The following is a 5,631-nucleotide window of genomic DNA, read 5'->3' as shown; positions in this document are numbered from 1 at the left end:
GTTAAAACCGCCTGAGTCGAACTTCCTCCGCGTACTAAAGTAACGCGGCTCCCATTCTTCCATCTTTTTTTTCGTGGTGGCTGATTTCGATGCTGCCATAATCATCTGTTACCTGCAACAAGGAGAACACGCAAGAGAGCTGGGAGAATTTGACTTCGAGTCAGCGAAAGATCCAATAATTGCCGTCTACGATTATTTCGCTCGGGAAATAGAAAAAGCCACAAAGCTTGGCGTCAATAAAATTTTTATAGATCCAGCCGTTGGACTAGGATACACTAATTTCTACTTTCAATACGACTATGTATCGAATCGGATGGAATATCAAATCAAAACCCTTTTAAATACGTTTCGACTGAGAAAATTAGGGTTTCCGGTTTTCAATCAAGTTCCCTCAGCCTTGGAGATTTTTGGAGAAGAGGTCAGAAGTGCCCAAGTTTTCTCGGCAGTATTTGCGGCATTAGGAAAAACCGACGTTATGAGAACCCATGAAGTGTCTAAAGTTAGAGCGGTTTTAGAGACCCTCAGTCTCCTGTAAAGGCAACCGACTAACAAGCAAGAAAGATAGTCAATCCGGCGGACAAACGCTTGCATGAAAATTTCCCCACTGAGGAAGAGCTTGCGTTTGCTTGCGCCGGGACTTGGGTATCAGATTAGCTCTCAAGCGATCGCCCCCACCACTAGGGGCGATCGCCTCCTAACTTAACCCCAGAAGCATCCACCTTTTGCAGCAATTCGCTAATCGTCAATTGAGAAACCGGTTCGATCCAATCCGGGGCAATTTCTGCCAATGGGACTAACACAAAAGCTCTTTCTCGCATGCGCGGATGAGGGATTTGCAATTCCGGGGAGTCCAGGATTAAATCCCCAAATAAAATCACATCTAAATCTAAAGTTCTCGGTCCCCAACGTTCTTCTCGAACGCGACCAAACTGGTTTTCAACCGCGAGCAAAGTGGCGAGTAATTCTTGGGGCGAGAGGGTTACATCTAACAGGGCGCAGCCATTCAAATAATCCGGCTGCGACGGACCGATGGGTGCAGTTTTGTACCACCGCGATCGCGCTTTTAACGTAATCCCCGGAAGGGCCTCCAAAGTATTGAGAGCATCTTCTAAAGTAGCGAGGGAGTCCCCCAAATTACTCCCGAGGGCGATCCCACTGAGAGTGCTGTTTGTTCTCGCCGATTGTTCCGAACGATCCACCATAAATCTCCCGCAAAAATTATCAAATATTGCTCATTTTTCACTCAGGTAGGGATAGTCAATGCAGCTCAACCGGGCAGATTGCTTGCGTGTCTACCTACCCGCTCGGAGAAATTGCCGCAAGAGAGCATTTTCCAACCTTACCATACAAACGGGGCGGCAGGACGCCAGGGTATCCCGCCGAACCACGACAGAATCCATTCGATCGCCACTATTCCTCCTCGATGCCCCCGTTAAAAAGAATCCTCTTTTTCGCGGATAATTTCCACCGCAATGTTGCCCGGAAAATCCGGAATAGGCGGCGAAACCTTTGTCAATCGAACGCGAATTTTACCCAAGCGATCGTCGCATTGCAAAAGCGAACGAGCAATTTGCGCCGCCAAATATTCAATCGTATTCACCTTAGAAGATTCGATCGTTTCGCGCACCCGATCGACCACTTGGCGATAATCCAAAGTATCTTCCAGGCGATCGCTCTTGCCCGCCGCCAACAAATCCACCCACAGAGTCAAATCCACCTCAAACCATTGACCGAGAAATCGTTCCTCAGCAAAGTAACCCGTATAGCCGTAATAGCGCAGACCCGTGATTTCAATCGCGTCCATGTTGTCCCAAATTCGTTCAGATGTCTCATGCAAGCGCGATCGCCATTTTACCTGCCGATATTGCACAGCAGGGGTGCTACAACTCACCAGAGACAGCGATCGCCTTAATTATCCTACCTCAAACCGGGGGACCTTACCCCACCCTTGTCCCATCGGCGGGCACGCATGCCCACAGCATTACATCCCCGAAGCGCAGGGATTGGGCGATCGTTCTCCCCCCAGAGGGATAAAATGATTGAGCGACTGACCGTTGCGCCACCTGTGGCATCCTTGCCAGCAGGGGCATTCATCGTCAACCGGAAATACTTATGTCTGCAACCGAAAAACTCTACGAAGGAAAAGCCAAAATCCTCTATACCACCCAAGACCCCGACGTCTTGCTGTCCCACTTTAAAGACGATGCCACCGCCTTTAACGCCCAGAAGCGAGGCACCATCGTAGGCAAAGGCGAAATTAACTGCACCATTGGCACCGCCTTATTTAAACTCCTCTCGTCCAAAGGCATTCCCACCCATTTTATCGAGCAAACCTCTCCCACCGACATGCGAGTGCGGCGGGTGCAGATTCTCCCCTTAGAAGTCGTCATCAGAAATATCGCCGCCGGAAGTTTGTGCAAACAAACCGGCATTCCCCAAGGCACCATATTGAAACATCCCCTAGTTGAATTCTTCTATAAAAAAGACGAACTCAACGACCCCCTTTTAACCCGCGATCGCCTATTACTCCTAGAACTCGCCACCCCAGAACAACTCGAGCGACTCCGGACAATGGCATTGCAAATCAACGAAATTCTCTGCCAATTTTTCCGCGAGTGTCACATTACCCTGGTGGACTTTAAACTCGAATTTGGCATAGACGCGGATGGAAACCTCATCCTCGCCGACGAAATTAGTCCCGACACTTGCCGACTGTGGGACGCTGAGGAAACGGATCCCAAGGCACGAGTCCTGGATAAAGACCGCTTCCGTCAAGACTTAGGTTCCGTAGAAAATGCCTATCAGCAAGTGCTTCAAAGGGTGCAGTCTCTACTCAACACCTAACCTACAGTCGCCACCATTCACATCACCCCCGCAAAAAACCGAGGAAAAAATGCGGGGATTTACTAATTCCGGCGACTAGCTCTTGTATCCTTTTTCTGGTCTTGTGTGAAACTGCCCAAAACGATAAAAAAAATGCGCTTATCTCCAGTTTTGTCGGCTGTTGTTGCGGCTTCAGCCCTCCTCAGTTTTTCTAACCCCACCCGAGGACAAACCCCGGACAACTTGTCCTCAAATCCCGATCGACCTTTAGAGGCGGGAGAGTCAACAGCCACCCCAGCAGACACTGGAACTCCCCACACAGAAGCGGCGGAAGCAAGCGATCGCCCTTGTGACGACGATGCGATGTGTGCCCTCGCCAGGGAAGCGCCCCCATTAGACCAGTGGGTGAGCGAAACTGCCGAAATCGGGCCGTTCGCCGAACCAGACCCCAACAATGGGGAAATCGAGAGCGAGAATCCGGACTTCCCCCTCATCCCAGACCTCTCAGAAACAGAATTGCCCTCCATCAGTGCCGTGGCAATCCCAGGGGAAAATTCAGCCCTCCGAGAACCGGAGGTCACGCACCCAGAAGGGATGCAAGGGGAGGATATCCCCACTCACGCGAACCGCGCCCAACAACAATCCGGCGCTGAGATTCTCACCACCCCACCGTTACCCGAACCGGGAATTGCCGCCTGGAATCAAGCAGCGACCAATCCGATCGCGGCACAACTGAGCCAGAGAGACTTTCTCGGGCAGCAACCGCCCACCGCCGAACCCGAACCGGGCGATCGGCCAAGGGAAGAAGACACCCGCCCGGTGATTCCCGAAGACAGTCCACCGGCGGAACCCACACCCGCCCCCCAACCCGCGCCAGACCCAGGCGATCGGCCCACACCCCCACCCACCTTCCCCCAAATCGAACCCCCCGCCCCCCAACAACCCGAACCGGAAGTCTTGGTGGCGGAAGTAGTGGTCAGCGGCGCGCCGGGAGAACTCGAAGACATCGTATATGACGTCATCTCCTTAACTCCCGGGCGCACCACCACCCGTTCCCAACTGCAACAAGACATCAACGCCATCTTTGCCACCGGTTATTTTTCCAACGTTCGCGCCGAACCCGAAGATACCCCTCTCGGCGTGCGCGTCACCTTTGTGGTGGAACCCAACCCGGTGCTGAGCGAGGTGCAAATTCGGGGCAATCAAGTGCTTCCCCCCGCCGAAGTCGATCGCATCTTCGGCGAACAATACGGCGAAATTCTCAACCTGAGAGAATTTCAGCGGGGCATCCGCGAATTAAACGAGTGGTATCAGCAAAATGGCTACGTTTTGGCCCAAGTCATCGACACCCCGCAGGTGCAAGAAGATGGCACCGTCATCCTGGAAGTGGCAGAAGGGGTGGTCGAAGAGATTGAAATCCGCTTTATCAATGAAGAAGGAGAAATCGTAGACGCCGAAGGGCAACCGATTACCGGACGCACCAAGGAATACATCATCACCCGCGAACTCAACTTAGAGCCAGGGGAAGTTTTCAATCGGCAAGTCATCGAACGAGACTTGCAGCGGGTGTTTGGATTGGGGATTTTTGAGGACGTGCAGATTTCCCTCAACCCCGGAGAGAACCCGCGCAACGTGGTGGTGGTGGTGAACGTGCTGGAGAAAAACACTGGCTCGATCGCCGCCGGGGCCGGGATTAGTTCCGCCACCGGACTATTCGGGACCGTCAGCGTGCAAGAGCAAAACCTGTTAGGTCGCAACCTGAAACTCGGGGCCGAGGTGCAGGTGGGTCAGCGGGAATTTTTATTCGACGTGAATTTTACGGATCCTTGGATTGCCGGGGATCCCTACCGCACCTCTTACACGGTGAATTTGTTCCGACGGCGATCGATTTCGTTTATTTTTGATGGCGGGGATCCCGAAGTGGAGTTAGACAATGGCGATCGCCCTCGGATTCTGCGCTTAGGCGGCGGCGTCACCTTTTCCCGTCCCCTGGAAAATGACTGGCGGGCGTCGTTAGGATTGAAATATCAGCGCGTCAGCATTCGCGATTCCGACGGCGATATCGAGGCAGAAGACGAACTCGGAAACGATTTAAGCTTTAGCGGAGATGGGGAAGACGATCTGCTCGGGTTGCAATTCAGTGCCGTGCGCGATCGGCGCAACTCTCGTTTGCAACCCACCGCTGGCAGTGTGCTGCGCCTGAGCAGCGAACAAACGGTTCCGGTGGGACTCGGCAGCATTTTCTACAATCGCTTGCGCGGCAGTTATAACTACTACATTCCCATCGATTGGATTCAATTCTCCGAAGGGGCGCAAACCATTGCTTTAAGTTTCCAAGGCGGCACGGTGATTGGCGATTTGCCGCCGTATGAAGCCTTTTCCCTGGGCGGCACCACCACGGTTCGCGGCTATGATGAAGGGGAACTCGGCACCGGTCGTAGTTTCTTGCAAGGAAGCGTAGAATATCGATTCCCGATTTTTAGTGTGGTGGGCGGGGCGCTGTTTTTCGATGCCGCCACGGATCTGGGAACCGGGCAAGACGTTCCCGGCGAACCGGCAGAGGTCCGGAACAAACCGGGCAGTGGTTTCGGGTACGGCGTGGGGGTGCGAGTTCAGTCCCCCATCGGCCCGATCCGAGTGGACTACGCGATTAATGATGAAGGAAATACTCGCTTCCACTTTGGTCTCGGGGAGCGATTCTAGCCAATTGAGGGTTGAAAGTTGAGAGAATCGGTCAGGGACTCCGTAGAAACCAACCCCATGTCTAAAGCCAGGGGCTTGTACTTCTAACCACCTGACCAGCCTAAA

6 protein-coding genes are annotated in these 5,631 nt (G+C 53.0%); 4 read left to right on the top strand and 2 right to left on the bottom strand.

What is annotated here, in order from left to right; genetic code table 11:
* The first annotated feature begins 76 nt into the window (after positions 1 to 76).
* Positions 77 to 535, top strand: coding sequence for a hypothetical protein (locus AC0QH1_RS12400; RefSeq protein ID WP_324631443.1), 459 nt, complete (start codon positions 77 to 79; stop codon positions 533 to 535).
* A gap of 142 nt (positions 536 to 677) precedes the next feature.
* Here the strand turns inward: AC0QH1_RS12400 and folK are convergent, their stop codons facing one another.
* Together folK and folB are read right to left on the bottom strand one after the other, a co-directional pair.
* Positions 678 to 1,202, bottom strand: coding sequence for a 2-amino-4-hydroxy-6-hydroxymethyldihydropteridine diphosphokinase (gene folK / locus AC0QH1_RS12395; protein ID WP_324631442.1), 525 nt, complete (start codon positions 1,200 to 1,202; stop codon positions 678 to 680).
* Positions 1,203 to 1,432: 230 nt separating this feature from the next.
* Positions 1,433 to 1,804, bottom strand: coding sequence for a dihydroneopterin aldolase (gene folB, locus AC0QH1_RS12390; RefSeq protein ID WP_324631441.1), 372 nt, complete (start codon positions 1,802 to 1,804; stop codon positions 1,433 to 1,435).
* A 20-nt stretch (positions 1,805 to 1,824) separates the two neighbouring features.
* Here folB and AC0QH1_RS12385 point away from each other — a divergent pair, with 20 nt between their 5' ends.
* The 3 genes from AC0QH1_RS12385 (at position 1,825) to AC0QH1_RS12375 (ending at position 5,526) form a co-directional block, all read left to right on the top strand.
* Positions 1,825 to 2,034: a hypothetical protein gene (locus tag AC0QH1_RS12385; RefSeq protein ID WP_324631440.1), complete on the top strand. Its 210-nt coding sequence runs from the start codon at positions 1,825 to 1,827 to the stop codon at positions 2,032 to 2,034.
* A 78-nt stretch (positions 2,035 to 2,112) separates the two neighbouring features.
* Positions 2,113 to 2,844, top strand: a complete 732-nt coding sequence (purC, locus tag AC0QH1_RS12380) for a phosphoribosylaminoimidazolesuccinocarboxamide synthase (protein WP_324631439.1) — start codon at positions 2,113 to 2,115, stop codon at positions 2,842 to 2,844.
* A 132-nt stretch (positions 2,845 to 2,976) separates the two neighbouring features.
* Positions 2,977 to 5,526 (top strand): BamA/TamA family outer membrane protein, encoded by a 2,550-nt coding sequence (locus AC0QH1_RS12375; RefSeq protein ID WP_324631438.1) that lies wholly within the window; start codon positions 2,977 to 2,979, stop codon positions 5,524 to 5,526.
* Positions 5,527 to 5,631: the final 105 nt, after the last annotated feature.

The sequence above is a fragment of the Phormidium sp. CCY1219 genome (assembly GCF_055795085.1).
Note: the sequence above shows the minus strand (reverse complement) of the source record. Positions and strands in the feature narration are given on the sequence as shown.